Consider the following 23,131-nt stretch of genomic DNA (forward strand, 5'->3'; position numbering starts at 1 on the left):
CGCCGCCGTCGCCGAGCGGGTGCTGATCGGGTACTGATCGCGCGCTCCGAACACCTCCCGAGAAGCCTCATCCGGACGCGTTCGTCCGCGTAAGCATCGACGGTTTTCGCTTTCGGCGTGCGGTTTTCGACGTGCGGTTCTCGGCGTTCCGGTGTGCTCATGAGCCGCCTGTTCAGGTCCGCCCCTCGCGGGCTCGGCAGCGTAAAGCGTCTCGGCCCCGTCTCGGCACCCCTCCGCTCGGCATCTCTGGCCTCCCGGCCTGTCGGCTCCGTCCGTCCCGGGCCGAAGTCAACTGCTCATCCTCCGGCGCCCTTTGGAGGCCGCCCCGTGTCCGTCACCCCACAGCTCTCGAAGGCTCCTCCCGCCGAGGTGCCCGGTTCGCCGCCGGCCGCGCGTCGTGCGCGGGCCGGGGACGGCTGGGCGCGCGTACGACGCGCCGCTCTGCCGCTCGGCTCGCTCCTGCTGTTCCTCGTGTGCTGGCAACTTCTCGCGGCCAGCGGCGCCTGGAGCGAGACCCTGGTGCCGCCGCCGGTCCGGGTGTGGGACGCCTTCATCGAGGTGTCCAGCACGCACGACGGCGTGAAGGGCTACAACGGCACGTATCTCGTCGAGCACTTGGGCATCAGCCTGCGGCGCATCGCGCTCGGGGCCGGTGCGGGGATCGTTGTCGGTGTGCTGCTCGGCCTGGTCATGGGCACGGTCGGCTGGGTGCGGTCGCTGTTCGAGCCCTGGATCACCTTCCTGCGGACACTGCCGCCGCTGGCGTACTTCTCGCTGCTGATCATCTGGCTGGGCATCAACGAGGAGCCGAAGATCACGCTCTTGGCCGTGGCCGCCTTCCCGCCGGTGGCCGTCTCCACCACGACGGCCGTCGCCGCCGTACCGAAGAGCCTCATCGAGGCGGCCAAGGCGCTGGGCGCCTCGCGCTGGGACGTGGTCAGGGACGTCGTCGTGCCGTCCGCGCTGCCCGAGACCTTCACCGGCGTACGGCTGGCCGTCGGGGTGGCCTATTCCTCCCTGGTCGCCGCCGAGTTGGTCAACGGACTGCCCGGCATCGGCGGCATGGTCAAGGACGCCGCCAACTACAACAACACCCCGGTCGTGCTCGTCGGCATCATCGCCATCGGAGTCTCCGGCCTGCTCATCGATGGCTTGTTGCTACGGCTCGAACGCGCCGTCGTCCCCTGGCGCGGCCACACGTAGTCGACCGGATTTCGAGGCCTCACCCCGCCGTCGTCGCACTCAACCACCCCCAACAGAAACGGTTCCACCATGTCTCCCACGATCCCCAGACTCCCGGTCGGCTCGGCGGCCCGCGGGCCCGCCCGTCGTACGGTGCTCGCCGGTGCGCTCGCCGCGGCCTCGGCGGCCCTCGCGGGATGCACCTCGGACACTCAGGGGTCGTCCGGCGGTGACAAGCGGCTGCGTATCGGCTACTTCGCCTTCCCCAGCGGGGACCTGCTCCTGAAGCGGCAGAAGCTGCTGGCCAAGGCGCTGCCGAAGCACCGGATCGACTGGATCAAGTTCGACTCCGGGGCCGCCGTCAACCAGGCCTTCCTGGGCAAGTCCCTGGACATCGCGGCGCTCGGCTCCAGCCCGTTCGTACGTGGGCTCGCCGGGCCTTCGCCGATCCCGTACAAGGTCGCCTTCGTGCTCGATGTGGCCGGTGAGAACGAGGCACTGGTGGCCCGTAGGTCCACCGGCATCTCCGAGGTCGCGGGCCTCAAGGGCAGGACGATCGCCACGCCGTTCGCGTCCACCTCGCACTACAGCCTGCTCGCGGCGCTGGACGAGGCGGGGCTGAAGGCGTCCGACGTCAAGCTCGTCGATCTGCAGCCGCAGGCGATCCTCGCCGCCTGGCAGCGGGGCGACATCGACGCCGCGTACGTCTGGCTGCCGACCCTGGACGAGCTGCGCACGTCCGGTACCCAGCTCATCAGCAGCAAGGAGATCGGCGCCTCGGGCAAGCCGACCCTGGACCTCGCGGTGGTCTCGGACGAGCTGGTGACCGAGCATCCGGACGTGGTCGACACCTGGCGCAAGGCGGAGGCCGACGCGCTGCGCAGGATCAAGTCCGACCGCGCGGGCTCCGTCAAGAGCATCGCGGCCGAACTCGGCATCAGCGAGCGGGCGGCCGGGGCGCAGCTCGCGCAGGGAGTCTTCCTCACCCCGGAGGAGGTCGCCTCCGCCGACTGGCTGGGCACCGACGGCAAGCCGGGCAAGCTGGTCACCTACCTCACCCGTACCGGCGACTTCCTCGCGGACCAGAAGCAGATACCGAGCGCGCCCTCCGAGGCGGACATCCGCAAGGCGCTGTACCTCAAGGGGCTGCCCGATGGCCTCAAGTGACGTCGGTGGCAAGGAGGTTGGGGAGCGCGCCGTGGCAGCGACCGACCAGACCGGATCGGTCCGGCTCGACCACGTGCTGCACCGGTACGGGCGCGGCAGCCGGACGGTGACCGCGGTCGGGCCGGTCGACCTGACCGTGCCCGCCGGTGAGTTCCTCGTCCTCGTGGGGGCCTCGGGCTGCGGGAAGAGCACGTTGCTGCGGCTGATCGCCGGGTTCGAGCAGCCCACCCAGGGCGCCGTGCGGGTGTCCGGCGGTGAGCCGCGCCCCGGTGCGACGGCCGGGGTGGTGTTCCAGACGCCGCGGCTCTTCCCGTGGCGCACGGTGCGGGGCAACATCGATCTGGCCCTGCGGTACGCGGGCGTCGACCGTGCCCAATGGCCCGTGCGCCGGGCCGAGTTGCTGGCCCGGGTCGGCCTGGAAGGCACCGAGGACCGGCGCACCTGGGAGATCTCGGGCGGCCAGCGGCAGCGTGTCGCGATCGCCCGTGCGCTGGCCGCCGAGAACCCGCTGCTCCTGCTCGACGAGCCGTTCGCGGCCCTGGACGCACTGACCCGCGAACGACTTCAGGAGGACGTGCGCCGGGTGACCGCGCAGACCGGGCGGACCACCGTGTTCGTGACCCACTCGGCGGAGGAGGCGGTGTTCCTCGGTACCCGCATCGTGGTGCTTACCAAGGGACCCGGCACCGTCGCCCTGGACCTGCCGGTCCCGCTGCCCCGCGGCGAGGTCGACGGCGACGAGCTGCGCGAGTCCGCCGAGTTCGCTGAACTGCGCGCGCGGGTCGCCCATGCGGTGAAGGCGGCCGCGGGGGCGTGATCTGCTCGGGCCCGAGTCGTGGAGTGCTCGGGCCCGAGCGGCGGGTGGCCGCGTCCCCTACGACGCGGCCACCGGCGCCCCCTGCACCGCCGTGCCGCCCACCGGTGCGGTGGTACGGATGCGGTGCGCCAACCGGGCCTTCCGCGTTGCCAGATCGACGGTGTACGCCTCCAGCGTCATCGCGGCGCCGGTGACCTTGAGCACCATGAAGCCCCGGTCGCTGAAGTTCTGCCAGGCGGCGGGGTGGCCGAAGTGGGCTTTGCCGTCACCGGACTTGGCGGCCGCGCCGCACACGATGGGCCGGGTGCCGCTGGTGCGGACGGTGGGCTCCAGGATCTGCAGGGTGTGGTCGTGCCCGGACATGATCATGTCGGCCCGGCCGCAGACCACCTCCTCGTACAGCTCCTTGAGGTGCACCCCGCTGGTGTAGTGGCCGATCGTGAACCCGTCGTACGAACCGGCGCTGCCGTGCTTTCCGTTGTTCAGGTACGGGTGGTGGCTCAGCACGATCTTCCAGCGCGCCCGGGACCGTGACAGGCTCGCGTCCAGCCACTCCCGCTGCTCGCGCATGTACTGCCCGTCCCACTGGTAGTACGGGTCGAGCTGCATGACGTAGGAGGCGACCGGGTTGGAGTCGAGGGCGAAGAACTCCACCAGCGGCGACTCCTCGGGTCCCAGGGCCACGTTGTAGTAGCGGCTGGGCATGTACCAGCGCGGTGAGGTCCTGGCGTAGGCCACCTCGCGGTCGCCGCGGGACGGGTCGCCGCCGCTGCCGGGGATGAGGCCGGAGCAGTCGTGGTTGCCGAGCACCATCAGCCACGGGATGTCGATGCCGGTGTTGGGCGTCTCGAACTTCTCGCCGAACTCGGAGTCGTCGTCGGACTCGGGCCCGTTCTCGTAGATGTTGTCGCCAAGACCGAGCGCGAGACCGATCTCCTGTTCCCGGCAGATCTCCTTCGCGGCAGCGGCCACGGCGTACTGCTCCTCGGCTCCCGTACCGGCGTCGCCCGTCACCAGAACCGCGAACTCCCCGGCCGAGTTGGGGCCGCTGGGCAGCGGGAACTTCCCAGCCGAGCCGGTACGCGCGAGGGCCGCCCCCGCAGGGGGCGTGGCCGCCTGTGCGGCGTGCGGAAGCAGCGTCAGGGCGGCGGCCCCGGCCACGGCCCCACCGAGGAGCGAGCGCCGCCCGACCCGACGGGGCGCGGGCCGCCCGGCAGCCTCCCCGGTGTTCTGCCACTGCTGTTCGGTCAGGTCTGCGCTCGGTGGTATCAGCTCGTCACACATGGCACCCGTGCGTCTTTCTCTGCGGAGTCCGAAGTCCGTTGGTGGGTAACGGAGTTGGGGAGAAGGGAGGGGGGTCGGGGGTCGCGGAGGCGAACCGGGTTCGCGGCACGGGGTGCGGCGGCACCGGCGAGTCCGGAATAAGTGAACACTATTCATGTTCTGGCGGCGAGACCTGGGCCTGGTTCTCGCATGGACGAGCGTCGGGATTGTGCGAGTTCGCCCTGATCACTCCCGGTCGTGGGCTGCCCGGTCACCGACTCAGCCGAGTGTCGGTGCTTCCGGCCGTCTCGCCCTCGTGCCCGTCACGGCATGCGGACGCGCAGAATGCGCCCCGACGCCTCGGTGACGAAGAGTTCCCGCTGCGGGTCGTGGCTGCCGAAGCCGAGCGGGGCGCGGGCACTTGTCGGACCGTGCAGTCCCGCCACTACGACACAGGCGGCACCGGTCCCGCGGTCGACGCGGATGATCTGGCCGGTTACGAAGGCGACCGCGTAGAGATGGTCACCGACCACGGTCAGATCGTCGAGGCCCTTGAAGTCGAGCGGGGAGCCGCTGAGGTCCGCGAGCCGCCGGTGGGCGCCCGGGTCGTCGAGAGGCACCGCCTCGACCGGTGACCGGGGATGGACCGTGGACGTCGTGTACAGCGTGCCGTCCGCGACCGCGAGCCCGTTCGTACCGAAGACATCGGCGGCGGCCGTCCACCGCTCGTCCCGCGAACCGTCCGGCCGCAGCTTCAGGACGGTCGGCGCGAACTCCCGGCCCAGGTAGAAGTTTCCGGCCCCGTCGATGGCCAGGCCGTTGATGCCGAGCAGCCCGTCGACCACCTTCTCGGGCGCGCGCTCGGGGTGGCGCGGGTCGAACCGCATGATGCCCGAGCCGTTCGGCACCGGGATCTGGCCGTAGTTCACGTACATCGCGCCGTCCGGACCGCGCCGGATACCGGCCGGGGACGGAACGTCGACGGCGGCGTACCGGGTGCCGTCGGGCCGGTACCCCTCCACCCCGCGCGCCGCGTGCGAGACCCACAGCGTCCCCCGGCCGTCGAACTCCAGGTTCTCCCGCCAGTCGAGGACCGGCACCCCGCCCTCCTTGAACACCGTCACCTCGGGCTTCGCGCCCGGGCAGGTGTCCGTCACGGGCGCGGCGGCCCTGGCCGGGCTCGCCACGGCGGTGGCCGGGCCGAGGATCGCGGTGGCCGTCGCGACCGCCACGGCGGTCACCGAGGCGGCGAGCCCACGTACGAGAGGGGCAGGGATCGAGATCACGGCTGTGGCTCCTGGCTGTTGACCGGTGCGGGGCTTCCCGTTGGCAAGCAAACGCCAGGGGCGGCGCCCGGTGATAGGGCCTCGGCTCCAACTCCCGTACGGCGTCCTGTACTTGGCGAACAGGCGAACAGGCGAACACAACGGCGGGAGTGCGCACTGATCAGCACCTGCGTTGGCCGTCACGGTGCGCTGCCTCTCGCGTGAGAGCACCTTGACGTGTGCGCCTCGCGCGCGGCTTTCCACGAGCGTTTCCCCCTCGCCGCACGATGTCGCACTTGAACGGGCGTGGGGCGGCAGGATCGCGCCCACAGCCTCCTGGCTGCCGGTCGCCGGAGAGGCCACCGGGAAGGTCTTCCACGCCGTCGGCCGCAACGGACACGGCCTCGCCCAGGCGCCCTACCTGGGCACTTTGCTCGCCGACCGGCTCGCCGGGGACCGGTTCCGCGCCGCCCTCGGGTCCGTAGGGCGCGAGCGGCCCCGGTTCGCGCCGTCGCCGGTGTGCAACGCCCCGGCGCTGAGGGCCATCCGGGCGGTCGACCGGCTGTCGGATCGTTTCGGTTCGAGTGCGGGTTGGCGCGAGGGACGTCCGCTCTGATGTGCTGCCCCCGCGCCCCTTTGAGGGCGGTGGCTGTCGAGCGTTCACCTCGGTGTGGCGACATCGCCGTGGATCATGACGCACACGTCGTGGGACCATCCGGAGCCGCTGTCGCCGCAGCGGGGAAGGTGCTTTCTTCATGCGTGACGCCCGCCGTCGCCCAACAGGGCGGTGCGGGAAGTGCCGTACCGGGACGGTCCCCGACAGGGGGCCGCGCTCCGGCGCGGCACCCCTACGAACTTTCTCAGGACAGAAAGGCGAGAGACCGCGATGAACGTCAGGGCACACATCGAGGCAGTCCACACGGAAGTCTGCCGCCGCAACCCCGGGGAGGCGGAGTTCCACCAGGCCGCGACCGAGGTGCTGGACTCCCTCACGCCCGCGCTCGAACGGCACCCCGAGTACGCCGAGACCGGCATCCTGGAACGGCTCTGCGAGCCGGAGCGGCAGCTCATGTTCCGGGTGCCCTGGGTCGACGACCAGGGCAAGGTGCGCGTCAACCGGGGCTTCCGGGTGGAGTTCAACAGTGCCCTGGGCCCGTACAAGGGAGGCCTGCGGTTCCACCCGAGCGTCAACCTCGGCATCGTGAAGTTCCTCGGCTTCGAGCAGATCTTCAAGAACGCGCTGACCGGCATGGCGATCGGCGGCGGCAAGGGCGGCTCGGACTTCGACCCCAAGGGCCGCTCGGACGGCGAGGTCATGCGGTTCTGCCAGTCCTTCATGACCGAGCTCCACCGCCACCTGGGCGAGCACACCGACGTACCCGCCGGTGACATCGGTGTGGGCGGACGGGAGATCGGCTACCTCTTCGGGCAGTACAAGCGGATCACCAACCGCTACGAGTCGGGTGTCCTGACCGGGAAGCCGGTGGGCTGGGGCGGTTCGCACGCCCGCACCGAGGCCACCGGCTACGGTGCGGTCTACTTCGCCCAGGAGATGCTCACCACGCGCGGCTACGGCTTCGAAGGCCGCCGGGTGGTGGTCTCCGGTTCCGGGAACGTGGCCGTGTACGCCGCCGAGAAGGTGCACGCCCTCGGTGGCCGCGTGGTGGCCTGCAGCGACTCCTCCGGGTACCTCGTCGACGAGGACGGCATCGACCTCGAACTCCTCAAGGACATCAAGGAAGTTCGCCGCGCCCGGATCTCCGCCTACGCGGAGGCCAAGCCGACCGCACGCTTCTCGGCCCGCGGCACGGTCTACGACGTACCGTGCGAGGTCGCCCTGCCCAGCGCGACCCAGAACGAGCTGGGCCGCGAGGACGCCGTGGCCCTCGTCAAGAACGGTGTCCTCGCGATCGCCGAGGGCGCGAACATGCCCTGCACCCCCGAGGCGGTGGAGGTCTTCCGCGAGGCCGGAGTGCTCTTCGGCCCCGGCAAGGCGGCCAACGCGGGCGGCGTGGCCACCTCGGCGCTGGAGATGCAGCAGAACGCCTCCCGCGACAGCTGGTCCTTCGAGGAGACCGAGTCCCGGCTCGCGGCGGTCATGCGCGGCGTGCACACCCAGTGCCGCACCACCGCCGAGGCGTACGGCGGCAACGCGGACGACTACGTCCTCGGCGCCAACGTCGCGGGCTTCCTGCGGGTGGCCGACGCCATGACGGCCCAGGGCGTCATCTGATACCTGCCGCGCGGCGTCCTCGCCCCGCGTACGAGGAGTACTGCCGCCCGGGGCACCGCTGTGCCCCGGGCGGTCCTGCAACTCCCTTGCCCACACGCCGAGTTGGACGCCGGAGCCGGAGCCGGAGCCGGAGCCGGAGCCGGAGCCGGAGCCCCGAGCCCGCCGACGGTCAGCCGGGCAGCCCCCAGCGCGCGGCACCGGCCTGCGGCTCGACCGGCCCGACCGTCAGCTCGGGGCGGTCTCCCCGGGCCGTGATGACGGCGACGCCCCCCTTGGCCAGGGTGATCGTGAGGGTGCCCTCGCCCGTCACCTCGTAGCGGAGCGGTCGCCCCGCCTCGTCGCGCACGTCGACCTCGCCCGCGATGCCGTGCCGTACGACGCACGGCTCCCCGGCCTCACTGCGTATGCGGATCCACCGGGTGACGCCCTTCTCGCGGGCGGCGCTCACGAGGAAGGCGCCCTGGGTACGGAAGTTGTGGACGCTGATGTCGCCCCAGGCGTCCGGCACGGCCGGGAAGAGGTGCAGCGTCCCGGCCCAGGACTGGCAGATCATGTCGTGGATGCTCTGCGCCGCCGAGAGCGGCGTCTCGATGACCGGACCCGACTCCCGGTACATCGTGTTGGGCCTGATGTACTTCGCCAGCAGGTCGCCGAGGTACTTGTGCGCGTCCTCGCCGCGGGCCCGCAGCGCCGAGATCGAAGCGGCACCGGTGTACGTATAGCCCTGGAGCGCGCCGGTGAAGCTGAGCCAGTGCGCCAGTGAGGTGTCGATCAGCGTCCGCTCGGCGTCGGTGCGTCCGGTGATCTCGTAGAGCGGGTAGACCGCCAGGAGATGCGAGTAGTGGCGGTGGGACTTCGCGAACGGGATGTCCGCGCCGATCATGAACCCGTTCTCGTCGGTGGGATAGGCGGCGCGCTTGGCGAGGACCTCGCGCCAGCGCGGTGTCGCCTCGTCCTCGATGCCCAGGATCCGAACCGTGTCGAGGAGCGTGCGGCAGCCCCAGGTCAGGAGCATCAGGTCGTAGTTGCAGTCACGGGTGACGCCGCCGTACTCGGGCGAGTACGTGGCGGGCAGGTGCAGCTTGCCGTCGGGCCCGGCCTCCAGGAAGTGGAGGTAGTAGTTGACGGCCTTGCGCAGCAGCGGGTGCAGGACGTCGCGCAGGATCTGCCGGTCCATGGTGTGCCGGTAGGACAGCCAGACGTTGTGCAACGCCCAGACCAGATTGCCGATTTCGGGCGTGGGAGTGCTCTGGCCCGGGATGCCGATGGCGTCCCCGGCCGCCATCTTCGCGTCGGTGGTGCGGGGAAGGGCGAGCGAGTCGGCCCGGTAGCGCTCGGGCATCTGCCGGGCCATGGTGTCGCGGAATTCGCCGAGGGAGCGTGTCACGGCGTCGAGTTCCAGGTGGTTCGCGCCGTGGATCAGCCAGTACTCGAGCTGCACATTGAGGTTCCACCAGGTCGCGGGCCAGGGCGTCGGTTCCAGCCACGGGCCGCAGGTGGCCATCACGGGGGCGTCGCGACGGGCGGCACAGCCGAGCTTGTAGAGCTGAATCCAGTAGAAGCGCTGGAGCCGGGTGTCGGGGAAGGAGAGGAAGCTCTTGCGGTAGTACGTGTGCCACCAGTCCCGGTGGCCCCGCGCGAGCTGGTCGTACGTCCGCGCCGAGAAGTCGCGGACCGTCGCGAGGGCGGTGTCGCGGGCGGTGGTTTGGGGGAAGGAGTGCGCGACGGTGGCGTAGAGGGTGCGGGTGTCGTTCCGGGAGGTCTCGTGCCAGGCGGTCACGTACTGCCCGCCCGCGTGCAGGGGCTGGACGGCGGCGTCGATGCCGCCGCTCTTCTCGGCCTGTGCCGGGGGGTTGCCCTCGTAGCCCGCCGGGCGCGGGTTGAACTTCGCGCGGGGGCTGATGGATTCGGCCGGGTGGAAGGTCCAGCGGAAGTCGCGTTCCCCTTCGCTCGGCCGGATCTCGACGCACAGCACACCGCTCTTGCCGACGATCTGCGCGCGCAGGTGCAGGGTCCCCGCGGTGGTGGTGAGGGTGCCGGTCAGTTCGGCGTCGTGCAGTCGAAGGCGCCAGTCGAGAGCGGTGATCGTGCCGACCGGTTCGAGCGTGAAGTGGCCCACCGGGAGTCGCCCCAGGCCGAACAGGGTGCCGAACTCGGGGCGGTGGTCCTGCACTTCGGAGTGCTGGACGGTGAACCGGACCGCCGTGGTCTCGGCGCCCGGCTCGGCGTACACCCCGGTGCCGAGGAAGCCGTTGCCGAGGAAGGGACCCTCGTCCCAGCTCTTCGGCATCTTCTGCCAGACGAGGTCCGCGTCGTCGAGGACGGTGCGCCAGGCGTCCGGCGGGGCAACGAGGGCGGCGGAGGCTTCGGCGGCGGCATCCGCCGCGGCCGCGCCGGCGGGCGACGGCGCACCGCTCACGAGCGCCGTCGCGCCCACCACGGATCCCGCGGCGAGTACGGATCTTCTGGACGGGTGGGACACGATGTCGACTCCTCGGGCCTGATGGTGCGCGCATCATCGGGTCAATCAAGACCTGAAACGTAGAGTCGGCCCCTGGATGGCGTCAATGCATCGGTAGAGATCCGATGAAAGAGGAGTCGTTGAGGTTGCCGCGGAGAGTCAGAGCCAGCCCCGCTGCCGTGCGTGAAGGGCCATCTGGAAGCGGGTCCGGCTGCCCAGCCGTGCCATCAGGACCTCCATCCGGCGGAAGAGGGTACGGCGGCTGATGCCGAGTTCGCGGGCGATGTCGTCGTCGGCGACCCCGTTCGCGAGCAGGGACAGCAGACGGCGGTCGGCGGGGATGAGCCGTTGCGTCGTCGCGGCGGCTTCCTGGAGAGGCAGAGCGTTCTCCCAGGTCTGCTCGAACAGGGCGACCAGCGCCGAGAACAGGCCGCACGGACGCACGATCAACGCGGTGCGGTGGGCCTCGGTGTCCTTGAACGTCAGCGAGACCATGGCGAGGGAGCCGTCCACGATCATCAGCTTCACCGGGAGTTCCGCGACGCTGCGGGCCTGTTCCCCGGCGGCGATCACCGGTTCGATGTTGGCGGCCAGATTGCCGGGGGCCTCCAGAGAGGCGCGCGAGTAGACGACGCGATGGACGACACCGCGGCCGAGTGTCTCCAGCGCCTCCTGAGTGCCCTCGGAGTGCGGATAGGGAAAGTACGGCGGGGTGTCGAACTGCCGGATCTCCCGGCGGGCGCTGCGCCAGACCTGGCGGCTGCGTAGGCCCACGTCGTCTCCCGTGACCACCTCGACCAGTTCGTTCCCGGCCTCCGCGAGACGCTCTCGCCTGAAGGCGGCGAAGGCACCCGCGACGGCGATGCCCGACTCGTCGATCTCGGCCGTACGGTGCCGGGTGAGGATCTGCACGCCCGTGTCCGGCGAGGTGGGGGCGACGGTCTCCTCCTCGCCCACCGGGCTGCCGGCGAACCCCTTCTCGACCAACTCGTCGTAGGCGGCCGTCAGTTGTTCCCCCAGGAGCCCGGCCCGCGCCCCGACCTCGCCCAGCGCCATGGGTGCGTGCGCGAGCAGTGCCGCATACAGGCGCGCCGCGTCGGCACCGACGCCCAGGGTGCGCAGCGCCTCGGAGATCTTCGCATCTGCCATGGCGCCGAAGGATAGCGAGCGGGCGCCGCCGGACAGCGGCGACGACGCCCGCGGGCCGGGAACGTCAGAGAGCGGTGACATGAACCAGTACGGACTGCTCGGGGTGCGTCACCGGCACCTGGAGTCCGATCCGGGTCAGGGCGGCTCCCGGTATGCGTACGCCCTCGTCCCGCCACCAGGCGGGAGGCCGCAGACCGGCCGGGGGCGTGTCGACGTACAGCGGGCGCACCAGGTAGTGGCGGTCCGGGTCGAGGCCGGTGAGCCGGGCGTGCGGGGGCGCCGCCTGCTCGATCCAGGCGAGCGAGGCGATCTCGTACAGCGCCTGAGAACCGTCCTCGGCGACGACCCCGTGGGTCCACACACCGGCACAGGGGTCGGGTCCTCGCCATACCCGCCCGGTGGTGAGCAGCCGTCGGTGGGTCTTGTACAGGGCGATCCACCGGGCGAGTTCGGCGCGCTCCTCCTCGGTGGCCGCTCCGAGGTCCCACTCCACGCCGAAGTGGCCGAAGAGGGCGGTCGCGGCGCGGAAGGACAGGTCGTGGGTACGGCCGGTGGTGTGCGAGCGCGGCGAGGCGATGTGGGAGCCCATCAGCTCGGGAGGCAGGAGCTGGCCGGTCCAGCGCAGCATGCGCTGCCGCTCCAGCGGATCGCTGACGTCGGAGACCCAGACCCGGTCGGTGAACTCCAGAATGCCGAGATCGATACGGCCGCCGCCCGCGGCGCACGACTCGATCTCCAGGCCGGGGTGGGCGCGCTTCAACTCGGCGAGCAACCGGTAGACGGCCAGCGTCTGTTCGTGTTCCCCCGGGGCGCCGCCGCGCGGCCGGATGCCCGCCTCCACGTGGTCGCGGTTGTGGTCCCACTTCAGACAGTCGATCGGGTACGCGTCGAGGATCGCGTTGAGCTGGGTGAGGATCGCCTCGTAGCACTCGGGGATCGACAGGTTGAGTACGTGCTGATGGCGCTGCTCGACGGGCAGTCGCTCCCTGGCCGCCATGATCCACTCCGGGTGGTTGCGCGCCAGGTCGGAGTCGAGGTTGACCATCTCCGGTTCCACCCACAGGCCGAACTGCATCCCGTGCTCGCGCACCGCGTCCACCAAGGGGTGCAGACCGTCCGGCCAGACGTCCTCGGCGACGGCCCAGTCGCCAAGGCCCGCCCGGGAGTTGCGGCGGGCGCCGAACCAGCCGTCGTCCAGGACCAGGCGTTCCACTCCCACTTCGGCGGCGAGGCGGGCCAGTTCGACCAGCCGGGCGGGATCGTGGTCGAAGTAGACGGCCTCCCACAGGTTCAGGGTGACCGGCCGCTCGGGTCCGACATGGTGCGGGCGGGCCCGCAGGAAGTCGTGGAACCGGTGGGCGACCCGGTCGAGCCCGTCGCCGTAGGCCGCGTACACCCACGGGGTCCCGTACTCGTCCCCGGTGTCGAGACCGATCTCGCCCGGCAGCAGCAACTCGCCGCCGCCGAGCAGCCGGATGCCGGTGCTGTCGTGTTCGGCGACATGACGGTGGTTGCCGCTCCAGGCGACATGGACGGCCCAGCTCTCACCGCGGCCGAAGTCGCTGCCCGGCTCGGTGGCGTGCAGGACGTACGCGGAGTCGAGCCCGCTGCGCCCGCGGCGGTTCTCGCGCAGATGCGTGCCCACCCCGAACTCCCGTCGCTGGGCGAGGCGTTCCATGCCCCAGCGTCCGGCGAAGTCGAGGAGTTCGGACGCCTGGTGGGGGACCGGCAGATAGAGGGTCAGCTCCTGGAGGTCGAACCGGTCGCCCTCGTTGACGAGCCGGGCACGCATCCGCACCAGGCCCGAGCCGAGCATCTCGACGGTCAGGATCAGCCGCAGTCGCGCGGCGCTGTCGACCGCGCCGATGCTCACACGGGCCGCACCCGTCTCCGCGTAGCCGGACAGCGGACGGCCGTCGACGGTGACGCTGTCCACGGTGAACGCGGGGGACCAGTCACGCCCGTCGCGGGAGCCGATCAGACCCGGGCGCCCCATCCAGCCGGTCCATGGTTCGGGCAGCACCGAAGTGGGCCCGGCGTCCAGTTCGCCCGACCAACTGCCGAGCCGGGTGGTGGCCCGGCAGACGTCCTCGGCCGCCGCGGCGTCCAATGTGCCGAGGTCGGCGCCCCAGTGTCGGATCATCGGCAGCCGCTCGGCGGGGAACTCGATCAGCAGTGAGCAGCCGGAGGCGCGCAGATGCAGCCTCGGCGGCACGACGGACTCGGACACATGAACTCCTCGATGGGATACAGCAAGCAAAAACGAACATAAATCAACAGGCACTGTCTCATGTGGTCGCCGGAATTCGGTGCAGGGTTCAGCCATGGCGCAGATCGGACAAAAAGTCGTGTGAGCTGGGATTTATCCACGACACTCGCAGGCCTGCCCGGCGTAAAAGATCTTGATGTAGAGTCCTTGACTGGCGGGATCCGGTCGCACCAGCATGCCCCACGTGTTCACTTCTGTTTGATTGCGTCGAAGGTGGTGGTGGGGATGGATGAGCGGTCGACAGCGGTCGGCTCCTCGGTGATGGTTCCCGGAAACGTCAACGGGCGGCGCCGGGGCAGACGTCGGCGCGAACTCGGCTCGGCGATGGTCTTCGTCGGGCCCGCGCTCTTCGGGTTCCTGGTCTTCTTCGTCTGGCCCGCACTGCGCGGGATCTGGTACAGCCTCACCGAATGGGATCTGCTCGGCGACGCCTCGTTCGTGGGCCTCGACAACTACCGGGCACTGCTCGAGGACGAGGTCTTCTGGCGTTCGCTGGGGATCACCGCCGAATACGTGGCGATCAACATCGGACTGCAGACGGTGCTTGCCCTGGCCGTCGCGGTACTGCTGCACCGGCTGACCTCGTCCACGGTGATCCGCGGCATCGTGCTGCTGCCCTACCTCATCCCGAACGTGGTGGTGGCGCTGATGTTCCTGTGGATCCTGGACTTTAGGCTCGGCTTCGGAAACCAGGTCCTGGACTGGGCCGGGGCCGACCGCATCCCCTTCCTCGGCAGCGAGACCTGGGCCATTCCGACCATCGCCGGGATCAACGTCTGGCGCCATCTCGGCTACACGGCCCTGCTGGTCTTCGCCGGACTGCAGACCATCCCCAAGGACGTCTACGAGGCCGCGGCCATCGACGGCGCCGGTGAGCTGAGGGTCTTCACCCGGATCACCCTGCCCCTGCTGCGCCCGGTGCTGGCCATGGTCCTGGTGATGACGGTGATCGGCTCGTTCCAGATCTTCGACACGGTCGCCGTGACGACCGAGGGCGGCCCGGCCGACTCCACCAAGGTCATCTACTTCTACATCTTCGAGAAGACCTTCACGCAGTTCGAGTACGGCTACGCCTCGGCGATGTCCGTGGTCCTGATGGCCCTGCTCGCCGTGATCACCCTCATCCAACTCCGGCTCATGCGAGCCGGCGAGTCGGACCTGGCATAGAGAGGCCGGTGCATCGTCATGTCCCGTACCGAAGCGGCCGATTCCGTGCCCGCACCCGAACTCGCGCCCAACGCGGGGGAGTTGGACGAGGAAATCGTCCCGTCGAGTCCCGTGCGAAGAAGCGGCCCCGCCGCCCGGCGACCACGCCTGCCCTCACCCGGCCGGGCGGTGGCCTGGCTGGCTCTCGGCCTCGTCCTGCTCCTCACCCTGGTGCCGTTCTACCTGGTGCTGCGCACCGGCCTGTCCAACTCCCGGGCGCTGCCCTCGCACGCGGACTCGCTGCTGCCCGCCGAGTTCACCTGGGGCGCCTTCGAGCGGGTGCTCGGCCTCGCCGACCCGGAGGAGGCCCGCGCGCAGGGCGGCTCCGGCGCCTCCCTGTACTTCTGGGTGTACCTGCGCAACTCGGTGATCGTGGCCACCCTCGTCACCGTCGGCCAGGTGGCCTTCTCGACCATGGCCGCGTACGCCTTCGCGCGACTGCGCTGGCCCGGCCGTGACCTGGTCTTCTTCCTGTTCCTGACGGCCATGATGATCCCGCCGATCTTCACGATGCTGCCCAACTTCGTCCTCATCAAGGAACTCGGGCTGCTCAACACCTTCGCCGGGATCGTGGCGCCGCACTTCTTCATGACCCCGTTCGCGGTCTTCTTCATGCGGCAGTTCTTCCTGGGCATCAGTCACGAGATCGAAGAGGCGGCACGGATCGACGGCGCGGGCCACTTCCGGATCTTCACGCGGATCATCCTCCCGATGAGCTCCGCCTCGCTGGCGACACTCGCCCTGCTGACGTATCTCCAGTCCTGGAACGAGTACTTGTGGCCGTACCTGGTCGGCCAGGACGAGAACGTCCGGGTGCTGACCGTCGCGCTCAGCGTGTTCCGTCAGCAGACCCCGGCGGGCAGCCCCGACTGGGCGGGCCTGATGGCCGCCACCACACTCGCGGCGCTCCCGATGGTCCTGCTGCTGCTCGTCTTCGGGCGACGCGTCATCAACTCCATCCAGTTCTCCGGTCTCAAGTGACCGGCTCCCGCTCGCTCCGCGCCGTCCGGCATCCCCAACCGGGCGCCCCGGGGCGGTTCTCGAAGGAGAGCCCCCGTATGAAACTCACCCGCGTTCTGCTGTGCGGCGCGGCACTGCTGCCGCTCACGCTGAGCGGCTGCGCGCCGTCCGGCCTCGGCTCGTCCGCCCCCGGCCAACTGCGCTACGCGCTCTGGGACACCAACCAACTGCCCGCCTACCAGGAGTGCGCCAAGGTCTTCGAGAAGGACCACCCCGGTATCCGCATCAAGTTCGAACAGAAGGGATACAGCGACTACTGGTCGTCGCTGACCATGGGGTTCGTCGCCGAGACCGCCCCGGACGTCTTCGTGAACCATCTGAGCAAGTACGGCGAGTACATCACCAACGGCCAGATGGAGCCGCTGGACGAGCGCATCGCACGGGACAAGGTGGACACCGGCGCCTATGTGCCCGGCCTCGCCGAACTGTGGGTGGGCCCCGACAAGAAGCGCTACGGCCTGCCCAAGGACTGGGACACGGTCGCGCTCTTCTACAACGAGGACCTCACGCGCGAGGCGGGCATCGACGCGGCCGAACTCGCCTCACTGGACTGGAATCCCCGGGACGGCGGCAGCTTCGAGAAGGTCCTGGCCCGGCTGAGCGTGGACCGGAACGGCGTCCACGGCGACGAGCCGGGCTTTGACCGCGAGCACGTGCGCACCTACGGCTTCGGCTTCGGCGACAACGGCGGACAGGACCAGGGCCAGGTGCTGTGGTCCTGGCTCGCCGCCGCCAACGGCTGGACGTTCACCGACAAGAACCCCTGGGGCAGCCGCTACCGCTACGACGACCCGCGTTTCGTCGAGGCCCTGTCCTGGCTGCGCGGGCTCATAGCCAAGGGGTACGCGCCGCCGCTCGCGGAGGCGGACTCCGGCGTGGAGGCCTCCGACCAGTTCGGCGCCGGGAACTACGCCATGGTCGCCGACGGGGACTGGGGCATCGCCACGTACCAGGGCCTCAAGGGGGTGAAGGCCGGACTCGCCCCGCTCCCCGAGGGTCCCACGGGCAAGCGCGCGAGCATGTTCAACGGCCTGGCCGACTCCATCTGGTCCGGCAGCGAGAAGAAGGAGGAGGCCTGGCAGTGGGTGAAGTTCCTGTCCGGTGAGCGGTGCCAGAACATCGTCGCCCGGCACGGCGTCGTCTTCCCGGCGCGGCCCGAGGCGACCCGCATCGCCAAGGACGCGTTCCGGGACAAGGGCGTGGACGTCACCCCGTTCACCACCCACGTCGAAAAGGGAACCACCTTCGAGATGCCGGTCACGGACCGTGCCGGGGACATCCTGGCCCTGCTCGACCCCGCCCTGGACCGGGTGCTGTCCGGGAAATCCGCGCCGGGACCGGAGATGGGGAAGCTCAATCGTGAGGTGAACCGGCTCCTGGAGTAGCCGCCCGAACGCCCGCGGCGCGGTGCGCGCGGTGACCACGTACGACATTCGCGGGAGCAGCGAATTCCCGAACGGCGCCGAATTGGCAATATCGCCCGTTCACGACCTCTGGATTCACGGCGGTGGCCCCGGTATAAACCCGGGCCCGGGGCTATCCGCGCCATAACCGAATCGGGGGTTCCTCACCGAAGGCGCCGGCAGCAGTCTCTTGTCCCACGGATGTCAGGCACGTGAAAAGCACCAAGGAGTCTCAGTGACATCAGGGACGTTCACCGTCAACGGCAAGACCTATGTCAAGCCGAGCTGTCCTGTCGTCGTCATCTGCATCGACGGAAGCGAGCCGGACTACCACCTCGAAGCGATGGCAGCCGGACGGATGCCCTGGCTCAGCAAGGTCCTGGCCGGTGAGGGCAGCTCATGGCCCGCGCACTGCGCCATGCCCGCGCTCACCAACCCGAACAACGTGTCCATCGCGACCGGCCACCCGCCCGCGGTGCACGGCATCAGCGGCAACTACCTCTTCGACACCGAACTCGGTGAAGAGGTGCTGATGAACGACAAGCGCTTCCTGCGCGTCCCCACGGTCTTCGCGGCGGCCAACGAGGCCGGTCTGGACGTGGTCGTGGTGACCGCCAAGGACAAGCTGCGCAGGCTGCTCGGCGCCGGGCTCGTCGAGGAGGGACCCGCCCTGGACGGTTCCGGCGAGTTCGTCGCGCCGTCCCGGCGGGGCATCTGCTTCTCGGCGGAGAAGGCCGACCTGGCGACGGTCGCGGACAACGGCATCGACGATGTGCTCGCCCTCGTCGGCAAGCCGCTGCCCAGCGTGTACTCGGCCGACCTCAGCGAGTTCGCGCTCGCCGCGGGCGTACGGATCATGGAGACGCGCGGCGCGGACCTGATGTACCTGTCGCTGACCGACTACATCCAGCACAAGAACGCGCCGGGCACCGAGGCCGCCAACGATCTCTACGAGAAGATCGACCACTACGCGGGCCGGCTCGCGGAGCTCGGCGCGATCGTCGTGCTCACGGCGGACCACGGAATGAGCGCCAAGACCGACGACGCGGGCCGCGCGCGGGTCGTCTACGTCGAGGAGGAGGTCCGCCGGATCCTCGGCATCGCCCCCGACGCCGAGGCGGGCGACCTCCGGGTGATCCTCCCGATCACCGACCCGTACACCGTGCACCACGGCGCCCTCGGCTCCTTCGCGAGCGTGCACCTGCCCGAGGGCGTCGACGCCGCGGCCGTCATCGAGGCCCTGCGCACCGTCGACGGGGTGCAGGAGGTCCACGACCGCGAGACCGCCGCCGAGCGCTACGCCCTCCCCGCGGACCGCATCGGCGATGTCGTCATCCTCGCGGAGGCCGGGACCGCGCTGGGCCGCTTCGCCGCCTGGCACGACCTCAGCGGTCTCGACGCTCCGCTGCGCTCCCACGGAGCCCTCGGCGAACTGCGGATCCCGTTCCTGATCAACCGGAGGCTCCCCGCTCCCGAGCCGCTCGACAAGCCCTTCGGCGACCAGGCCCTGGTCCACAACTACGACGCCTTCTGGGTGGCCACCACCTTGGTCGCACAGCAGGAGAGCGGAACCGCTCACGCGCTCTGACACAGCGGGGCCGTCCCTTCCCGCCCCACGAGGGACGGCCACCGCTCCGGCGGTCGCCACCGCCTTCCCCCCGCCGTCTCCCCGCGGCGGAAACGGCACCCCAGATCGGTCGGAATCATGTCCAGCACAGAGAAGTTGACGTCCGGGAACCGCACCCCGGAACCTCTGCGGCAAGACCAGTACAACCGGCTCAAGTGGCGCATGCTGCTCGCGGCCATGTTCTGCTACTTCTTCTTCTACACGGGCCGCCAGACCTTCGGTTTCGCCATCCCCGGTATCGAGGAGGACCTCGGCCTGAGCAAGGCCACCCTCGGCGCGATCAGCGGCATCCTGCTCTGGTCCTACGCCGCCGGACAGATGATCAACGGCAACCTCGCCGACAAGTGGGGCGGGCGGCGCATGATGGCCGCCGGTGCCGTACTGTCCACGCTGCTCAACTGGGCCACCAGCTTCGCCGTCGGAGCACGCTCGCTCGGCGTGCTCTGGGGCGCGAACGGATACGCGCAGTCCCTGGGCTGGCCCTCCGGCGGCCGCGTGATCTCCAACTGGTGGTCACCGAGCGAGCGGGGCAAGAGCTTCGGCTTCTACACCTTCGCCGCGGGCATGGCCTCCGTACTCGCCTACGTCACCTCCACCGTCATGGTGGACACACTCGACCTCGACTGGCAGTGGATCTTCCGGCTGCCGGTGCTGCTCATGCTGGTGGGCGGGCTCGTCTTCTTCCTCGTGGCCAGGGACAGCCCCCGCCAGGCGGGCGTCACCCCGCCCCGGGCCGTCCAGGAGGAGGACGACACCGACGGCACGGACCAGGCGCCCGGCGAGACGTCCCTCCAGCGATACAAGGCCGTACTGCGCAAACCCGGGATCTGGTCCGCCGGAATCGCGATCGGCTTCCAGAACACCGCCCGCTACGGCCTGTTGATCTGGGTCCCGGTCTATTTCCTCGGCGAGGACTGGAAGGACGGCGGCAGTTCCATCAGCCCGCTGTGGATCTCCGTCGCCCTGCCGGTGGGCATGGCGGTCGGCGCGCTGGTCAACGGCCAGATATCGGACCGCCTGTTCGGCGCCCGACGGGACCGTCCGATCATCCTGTTCATGGTGCTCGGCGCGGTGATGGCGCTGACGATGTACAAGGCACCGCTGGGCACGACGAGCGGCATCGTCGTTCTCTTCCTCACCGGGTTCTTCGTCTACGGGCCCCAGTCCTCGTTCTGGGCCCTGTGCCCCGACATCGCGGGCAAGCGGATGGCCGGTACGGCCACCGGGGCCGTCAACTGCTTCGCCTATCTCTTCGCCGGAGCCGCCGAGCCGATGATCGGCCACCTCATGGACAGCACCGGCAACACCAGCCTGATCTTCCCGCTCGTGGCCGTGGCCTGCGGATGCAGCGCCCTGGTCGCTCTGACGATCCGGCGTTAGCCGGGAGGGACACGCACATGACCCAACTCAGCAGCCCGGCCCGCGATGTGAGGATCCCCCAGGACCCTGCCGCCGCCGTCTGGTCGGGCACGCGAAGCGGCTTCACCGTACGGGCCGAACCCCTTCCGCGACTGCGGGACGGCGAAGTCCTCGTACAGGTCGAACTGGCCACCCTCTGCGGCAGCGACCTGCACACCATCGCCGGGGACCGGCCCACCCCGGTGCCCACCGTCCTCGGGCACGAGGCGGTCGGGTACGTGAGCGCGGTCGGCGGCACCGTGCACACGGCCGACGGCCGGCCGGTGACCGAGGGACAGCGGGTCACCTGGACCATCGGCACCTCCTGCGGCACCTGCCGCCGCTGCCTGCGCGGTGTGCCGCAGAAGTGCCTGGCCGTGCGCAAGTACGGGCACGAGGCGCTCACCGACGCATGGCGGTACAACGGCGGGCTCGCCACCCACTGTCACCTGGTCCCGGGGACCGGCCTGGTGCCGGTGCCCGCCACGATCCCCGCCGCCGTCGCCGCCCCGGCGAACTGCGCCACCGCCACCGTGGTGTGCGCGGCCCGGCGCACCGAGCTGGGCGCGGGGGACACGGTGGTCGTCACCGGCTGCGGGATGCTCGGCCTGACCGCCGTGGCCTACGCCCGCGACCGGGGCGCCGCGCACGTCATCGCCTGTGACGTCGACGCGGGCCGCCGCGACCTGGCCCTCAAGTTCGGTGCGGACGTGGCCTGTTCACCCGGCGCGCTCGAAACCGCGGTCAGGGACCTCGGCGCCGACGTGGTGCTCGAACTGTCCGGCAACCACCGGGCCGTCCAGTCCGCCCTGGACCTGGTCGGACTCGACGGGCGCGTGGCGCTCGTCGGTTCGGTGTCACCCGGGCCGAAGGTGAGCTTCGAGCCGAACGCCTTCGTGCGCAATCTGAGCCGCGTGGTGGGAAGCCACAACTACGCCGTACAGGACCTCGCCGAAGCGGTGGACTTCCTCGGCCGTACGGAGCGGCAGGACCTGTTCGCCGCACTGGTGCCCGCGTCCTTCCCGCTCGCGGAGATCGACGCGGCCGTGGCCGCGGCCCGTACCGGCGGCGCGCCGCGCATCGCGGTCCACATGGACTGACAACCGCCCCCCTCGCCCTTGCCCTCATCGCCATCCGCCCCCACCGACCTCGACATCGCCCGAACCCGCTGCCGCGCAGCCCTTGTTGGGCCGCCTCACCTCATACGGAGTCACGCATGGCGCAGCCGAGCGCAGACCATCTGCTCAACCACATCGACGGCCGGTGGCTGCCGTCCGGGACCGGACGGGTACGGCCGAACCTCAACCCGGCGGACACGGACGACGTCGTGGGCGAGTTCACCGAGTCCGGCGCCGAGGACACCGCCGCCGCCGTCACCGCGGCGACCGGGGCGCTCAAGGACTGGGACGCCCTCGGCCCCATCGCACGCGCCAAGGTGCTCACCGGCGCCGCGGCCCTGATCGGCGAGCGCCGCGAGGAGTTCGCCGAGGCGATCACCCGCGAGCAGGGCAAACGGCTGGCCGAGGGCAGGGGCGAGGTCGCGCGCTCGCTGGCGATCCTGGACTTCACCGTCGGCGAGGCCCGGCGCATCAACGGCGTCACCACACCGGCCGAGGAACCGCGCACCCTGGCCATGACCTTCCGCCGCCCGCTCGGCGTCGTCGGCCTGATCACCCCCTGGAACTTCCCCGTCGCGATCCCGATGTGGAAGGTCGCACCCGCCCTGGTCGCGGGCTGTACCGCGGTACTCAAGCCCTCGCCGCTGACCCCGTGGACCTCGGCCCTCCTCGTCCAGGCCTTCGCCGACGCCGGACTGCCCCCGGGCGTACTGAACCTGGTGCAGGGCGACCGCGAGCCTGGCGAGGCGCTCGTCACCGATCCCCGCGTGGCGGGCCTGTCCTTCACCGGCTCCCTCCCGGTCGGGCAGGCCATCAACCGCTCCGGCGCCGGGAGGCTGCTGCGCACCCAGCTCGAACTCGGCGGCAAGAACGCCCTGATCGTCCTCGCCGACGCGGACCTCGACGCCGCCGTGGACGCCATCGTGCACGGGGCGTTCGGACAGAGCGGACAGCGGTGCAGCGCCACCAGCCGGGTCATCGTGGACCGCGCCGTACGCGAACAGCTCCTCGACCGCCTCGTACCGCGGGTCGCCGCCATGCGGATCGGGCGCGGGGACCAGGACTGGGCGGACATCGGCCCGGTGGTGAACGAGGAGAGGATGCGGGCCTGCCTGGCGGCGGTGCGTGGGGCCGTCGCCTCCGGCGCGAAGGTCGCCTGCGGCGGCGGGCGCGCCGAACGCGACACCCCCGGGTACTTCGTCGAACCCACCGTCCTCACCGACGTCGCCTGGGACAGCGAGATCGCCCAGGAGGAGGTCTTCGGGCCGGTGCTCTCGGTCATCGACTGCGAGGGCTACGAGGACGCGATGCGCATCTCCAACTCGGTGAAGTACGGGATGTCCGGCACCATCTTCACCAGGGACTCGGCACTGATGTTCCAGGCCCTGCAGGACTTCCAGGCAGGCATGCTGCACGTCAACCGGCCCGGCGTGGGCGCGTACTCCCATCTGCCGCACATGGGTGCCAAGGCCTCGCAGCTCGGCGCGCCCGAATGCTCGCCCGACGTCTGGGACTTCTACACCGACCTGAGGTCGGCGTGCATCAAGTACTGA

Annotated in this window: 17 protein-coding genes; 12 read left to right on the top strand and 5 right to left on the bottom strand. The window is 70.4% G+C overall.

The annotated features are described in order from the left end of the window. Nucleotides 1-441 precede the first annotated feature (441 nt). The 3 genes from HUT18_RS31555 (at nucleotide 442) to HUT18_RS31565 (ending at nucleotide 3,166) form a co-directional block, all read left to right on the top strand. Nucleotides 442-1,203, top strand: coding sequence for an ABC transporter permease (locus HUT18_RS31555; protein WP_254879125.1), 762 nt, complete (start codon nucleotides 442-444; stop codon nucleotides 1,201-1,203). Between the two features lie 69 nt (nucleotides 1,204-1,272). Next, nucleotides 1,273-2,349, top strand: a complete 1,077-nt coding sequence (locus HUT18_RS31560) for an ABC transporter substrate-binding protein (RefSeq protein WP_176103914.1) — start codon at nucleotides 1,273-1,275, stop codon at nucleotides 2,347-2,349. Further along, nucleotides 2,336-3,166: an ABC transporter ATP-binding protein gene (locus HUT18_RS31565; RefSeq protein WP_176103915.1), complete on the top strand. Its 831-nt coding sequence runs from the start codon at nucleotides 2,336-2,338 to the stop codon at nucleotides 3,164-3,166. Before HUT18_RS31560 ends, HUT18_RS31565 begins: the two co-directional genes overlap by 14 nt. Before the next feature lie 57 nt (nucleotides 3,167-3,223). Here the strand turns inward: HUT18_RS31565 and HUT18_RS31570 are convergent, their stop codons facing one another. Continuing rightward, a complete protein-coding gene (locus tag HUT18_RS31570; RefSeq protein WP_176103916.1) occupies nucleotides 3,224-4,450 on the bottom strand; it encodes a metallophosphoesterase in 1,227 nt (408 codons plus the stop codon). Between the two features lie 302 nt (nucleotides 4,451-4,752). After that, complete coding sequence (locus tag HUT18_RS31575) at nucleotides 4,753-5,715, bottom strand: hypothetical protein (protein ID WP_176103917.1); 963 nt, start codon at nucleotides 5,713-5,715, stop codon at nucleotides 4,753-4,755. A 211-nt stretch (nucleotides 5,716-5,926) separates the two neighbouring features. Here HUT18_RS31575 and HUT18_RS31580 point away from each other — a divergent pair, with 211 nt between their 5' ends. Together HUT18_RS31580 and gdhA are read left to right on the top strand one after the other, a co-directional pair. Then, on the top strand, nucleotides 5,927-6,310 hold the full coding sequence (locus HUT18_RS31580) for an FAD-binding oxidoreductase (protein WP_176103918.1): 384 nt from the start codon (nucleotides 5,927-5,929) through the stop codon (nucleotides 6,308-6,310). A gap of 270 nt (nucleotides 6,311-6,580) precedes the next feature. Beyond that, nucleotides 6,581-7,927 (top strand): NADP-specific glutamate dehydrogenase, encoded by a 1,347-nt coding sequence (gdhA, locus tag HUT18_RS31585; RefSeq protein ID WP_176103919.1) that lies wholly within the window; start codon nucleotides 6,581-6,583, stop codon nucleotides 7,925-7,927. A 169-nt stretch (nucleotides 7,928-8,096) separates the two neighbouring features. Here gdhA and HUT18_RS31590 read toward each other — a convergent pair whose 3' ends face one another. The 3 genes from HUT18_RS31590 to HUT18_RS31600 form a co-directional block, all read right to left on the bottom strand. After that, on the bottom strand, nucleotides 8,097-10,409 hold the full coding sequence (locus HUT18_RS31590) for a glycoside hydrolase family 95-like protein (RefSeq protein WP_176103920.1): 2,313 nt from the start codon (nucleotides 10,407-10,409) through the stop codon (nucleotides 8,097-8,099). Nucleotides 10,410-10,547: 138 nt separating this feature from the next. Further along, nucleotides 10,548-11,537: a LuxR family transcriptional regulator gene (locus tag HUT18_RS31595; RefSeq protein WP_176103921.1), complete on the bottom strand. Its 990-nt coding sequence runs from the start codon at nucleotides 11,535-11,537 to the stop codon at nucleotides 10,548-10,550. A 64-nt stretch (nucleotides 11,538-11,601) separates the two neighbouring features. Next, a complete protein-coding gene (locus HUT18_RS31600) occupies nucleotides 11,602-13,767 on the bottom strand; it encodes an alpha-galactosidase (RefSeq protein ID WP_254878893.1) in 2,166 nt (721 codons plus the stop codon). Nucleotides 13,768-14,067: 300 nt separating this feature from the next. On the opposite strand from HUT18_RS31600, the gene HUT18_RS31605 reads away from it, so the two are divergent. The 7 genes from HUT18_RS31605 (at nucleotide 14,068) to HUT18_RS31635 (ending at nucleotide 23,131) form a co-directional block, all read left to right on the top strand. After that, nucleotides 14,068-14,973, top strand: a complete 906-nt coding sequence (locus HUT18_RS31605) for a carbohydrate ABC transporter permease (protein ID WP_254879126.1) — start codon at nucleotides 14,068-14,070, stop codon at nucleotides 14,971-14,973. 18 nt (nucleotides 14,974-14,991) lie between these two features. Continuing rightward, nucleotides 14,992-15,993, top strand: coding sequence for a carbohydrate ABC transporter permease (locus HUT18_RS31610; RefSeq protein WP_176103923.1), 1,002 nt, complete (start codon nucleotides 14,992-14,994; stop codon nucleotides 15,991-15,993). Nucleotides 15,994-16,070: 77 nt separating this feature from the next. After that, the gene (locus HUT18_RS31615) at nucleotides 16,071-17,417 is read left to right on the top strand and encodes an ABC transporter substrate-binding protein (protein WP_176103924.1); all 1,347 of its coding nucleotides are present in this window, start codon (nucleotides 16,071-16,073) and stop codon (nucleotides 17,415-17,417) included. A gap of 253 nt (nucleotides 17,418-17,670) precedes the next feature. Beyond that, complete coding sequence (gene phnA, locus HUT18_RS31620; RefSeq protein WP_176103925.1) at nucleotides 17,671-19,023, top strand: phosphonoacetate hydrolase; 1,353 nt, start codon at nucleotides 17,671-17,673, stop codon at nucleotides 19,021-19,023. A gap of 117 nt (nucleotides 19,024-19,140) precedes the next feature. Next, the gene (locus HUT18_RS31625) at nucleotides 19,141-20,442 is read left to right on the top strand and encodes an MFS transporter (protein WP_176103926.1); all 1,302 of its coding nucleotides are present in this window, start codon (nucleotides 19,141-19,143) and stop codon (nucleotides 20,440-20,442) included. Nucleotides 20,443-20,459: 17 nt separating this feature from the next. Beyond that, nucleotides 20,460-21,560, top strand: a complete 1,101-nt coding sequence (locus HUT18_RS31630; protein WP_217710535.1) for a zinc-binding dehydrogenase — start codon at nucleotides 20,460-20,462, stop codon at nucleotides 21,558-21,560. Nucleotides 21,561-21,676: 116 nt separating this feature from the next. Beyond that, nucleotides 21,677-23,131, top strand: coding sequence for an aldehyde dehydrogenase (locus tag HUT18_RS31635; protein ID WP_176103928.1), 1,455 nt, complete (start codon nucleotides 21,677-21,679; stop codon nucleotides 23,129-23,131).

Source organism: Streptomyces sp. NA04227, assembly GCF_013364195.1.
In the GTDB taxonomy this organism is placed as follows: domain Bacteria; phylum Actinomycetota; class Actinomycetes; order Streptomycetales; family Streptomycetaceae; genus Streptomyces.

Bases quoted from the DNA above. Each gene is read 5' to 3' on its own strand.
- HUT18_RS31560 (WP_176103914.1), top strand. From the start codon at position 1,273: ATGTCTCCCACGATCCCCAGACTCCCGGTCGGCTCGGCGGCCCGCGGG.
- HUT18_RS31565 (WP_176103915.1), top strand. From the start codon at position 2,336: ATGGCCTCAAGTGACGTCGGTGGCAAGGAGGTTGGGGAGCGCGCCGTG.
- HUT18_RS31570 (WP_176103916.1), bottom strand. From the start codon at position 4,450: ATGTGTGACGAGCTGATACCACCGAGCGCAGACCTGACCGAACAGCAG.
- gdhA (WP_176103919.1), top strand. From the start codon at position 6,581: ATGAACGTCAGGGCACACATCGAGGCAGTCCACACGGAAGTCTGCCGC.
- HUT18_RS31595 (WP_176103921.1), bottom strand. From the start codon at position 11,537: ATGGCAGATGCGAAGATCTCCGAGGCGCTGCGCACCCTGGGCGTCGGT.
- HUT18_RS31605 (WP_254879126.1), top strand. From the start codon at position 14,068: ATGGTTCCCGGAAACGTCAACGGGCGGCGCCGGGGCAGACGTCGGCGC.
- HUT18_RS31610 (WP_176103923.1), top strand. From the start codon at position 14,992: ATGTCCCGTACCGAAGCGGCCGATTCCGTGCCCGCACCCGAACTCGCG.
- HUT18_RS31615 (WP_176103924.1), top strand. From the start codon at position 16,071: ATGAAACTCACCCGCGTTCTGCTGTGCGGCGCGGCACTGCTGCCGCTC.
- HUT18_RS31625 (WP_176103926.1), top strand. From the start codon at position 19,141: ATGTCCAGCACAGAGAAGTTGACGTCCGGGAACCGCACCCCGGAACCT.
- HUT18_RS31630 (WP_217710535.1), top strand. From the start codon at position 20,460: ATGACCCAACTCAGCAGCCCGGCCCGCGATGTGAGGATCCCCCAGGAC.
- HUT18_RS31635 (WP_176103928.1), top strand. From the start codon at position 21,677: ATGGCGCAGCCGAGCGCAGACCATCTGCTCAACCACATCGACGGCCGG.